We start from the raw sequence: 1,952 nt of genomic DNA on the forward strand, positions 1-1,952 counted from the left end.
CTGTCGAACCCGTCCCTAGCTCTCATTACCCGACAGCTGCCGCTCGCCCTCATAATTCTCGACTGGATGTGTCGAAATTTGAACAAAGTTTTGGTTTAACCTTGCCCACATGGCAGTGCGGGGTTGAGCGAATGATAAAAGAACTTATTGAAGTCTAGTATGAAAGCACAAAAAAAACGCCGTGGGATTATCCTCGCGGGTGGATCAGGCACTCGCCTTTATCCAGTGACGCTCGCTGTGAGCAAGCAACTGCTGCCCATTTACGACAAGCCGATGATTTACTATCCGCTAAGCACCCTAATGCTAGCGGGCATTGATGAAATCTTAGTGATCAGCACCCCGCAAGACACGCCCAGATTCGAGCAATTGCTCGGCGACGGTAGCCAATGGGGCATAAAACTTGAATACGCAGTACAAGCATCGCCTGACGGGCTAGCGCAAGCGCTGATTATTGCAGAAGATTTTCTTGATGGCGCCCCCAGTGCGCTGATCTTAGGCGATAACATATTTTACGGCCATTCGTTGCAAACATTGTTAAGCACTGCGAATCAAAAAACAGAGGGCGCCACGGTTTTTGCTTACCACGTGCATGATCCAGAGCGCTATGGCGTCGTCGCTTTTGATGAAACCGGGACTGCCCGCTCACTGGAAGAAAAACCAACAACACCACAAAGCAACTATGCGGTAACAGGTTTGTACTTCTATGACGAAAAAGCAGTCGAACGAGCCAAGCAACTTACCCCGTCACATCGCGGCGAGCTAGAAATTACCGACTTAAACCGTGTTTATCTTGAATGTGATGAACTATCCGTTGCAAGAATGGGCCGTGGCTATGCGTGGTTAGATACCGGTACTCATGAAAGCTTAATCGAGGCGACAAACTTTATCCAAACCATCGAACACCGTCAGGGGTTGAAAGTGGCTTGCCCAGAAGAAATTGCTTATCGCAAAGGCTTCATTGATGCAAAGCAGCTTGAGCGTTGTGCTAAACCACTTGCAAAAAACGGCTATGGTCAATATTTGCTCAATCTGCTTGAAGGCGAATAAAACACATTATAAAGAATGCCCTCACGGTGGTTAAGATAAAGCCTCGGTGAGGGTATATGGAGTAAGCATGAACGCAACACCAACAAAAATTGCCGATGTATTCCTAATCGAACCAAAAGTGTTTGGCGACGATAGAGGTTTCTTTTTTGAGAGCTTTAATCATAAGCAGTTTGAGCAAGCAATCGGCCAAACCGTCACCTTTGTACAAGACAATCACTCTCGTTCCATTAAAAATGTGGTACGTGGATTACATTTTCAAACCGCTCATGCACAAGGGAAACTGGTGCGTTGTGCACTCGGTAAAGTGCTTGATGTTGCCGTTGACATACGTCCTGAGTCTCCCACGTTTGGCGAGGTCGTAACGGCTGAACTCAGTGCTGAAAACAAGCGTCAACTATGGGTACCTGCAGGTTTAGCCCATGGATTTAGTGTTTTGTCCGATGTGGCTGAACTGCTCTACAAAACAACAGACTATTACGCACCCAAGCATGAAGCTTGTATTCAGTGGAATGATCAAGATCTTAATATCGACTGGCAACTGGAAGGTCAAGCTATTCTATCAGCCAAAGATAAAATGGGCATGAAATTTAAAGATATTAAATGATGTTTTCTTCTTTCAAAAAAAACAGCCTATTGCTCAACACGTTAGTGCGTCGAGAGCTTGCAATGAAGTATAAAGGGACATTATTTGGCTTTCTTTGGACAATCATAACGCCAATCTTTATGTTGCTCGTATACTCAACAGTTTTTGTTGTCGTATTCAAAGCAAAATGGCACTTAGAGAATGCAGAGCAGGCCGATTATGCGCTTATGTTATTTGTTGGTTTACTGTGCCATATATTTATATCAGAAGTGATGACGACCTCCAGTAGTGTAATTTTAAACAATATTAACCTGGTTAAAAA

4 protein-coding genes are annotated in these 1,952 nt (G+C 44.7%); all 4 read left to right on the forward strand.

The features are described from left to right. Positions 1-158 (forward strand): sugar nucleotide-binding protein (locus BZG79_RS16955; RefSeq protein ID WP_199877999.1); only part of this gene is annotated, 158 nt, incomplete at its 5' end. Between the two features lies 1 nt (position 159). Next, the gene (rfbA, locus tag BZG79_RS14915) at positions 160-1,047 is read left to right on the forward strand and encodes a glucose-1-phosphate thymidylyltransferase RfbA (protein WP_077679542.1); all 888 of its coding nucleotides are present in this window, start codon (positions 160-162) and stop codon (positions 1,045-1,047) included. A gap of 67 nt (positions 1,048-1,114) precedes the next feature. Further along, positions 1,115-1,651, forward strand: a complete 537-nt coding sequence (gene rfbC, locus BZG79_RS14920; protein ID WP_077679543.1) for a dTDP-4-dehydrorhamnose 3,5-epimerase — start codon at positions 1,115-1,117, stop codon at positions 1,649-1,651. Further along, positions 1,648-1,952: ABC transporter permease (locus BZG79_RS14925; protein WP_242414214.1), on the forward strand; the 305-nt coding region annotated here is incomplete at its 3' end. The genes rfbC and BZG79_RS14925, both read left to right, overlap by 4 nt.

This window comes from Salinivibrio sp. MA427 (genome assembly GCF_001996115.1).
Lineage (GTDB): Bacteria > Pseudomonadota > Gammaproteobacteria > Enterobacterales > Vibrionaceae > Salinivibrio > Salinivibrio costicola.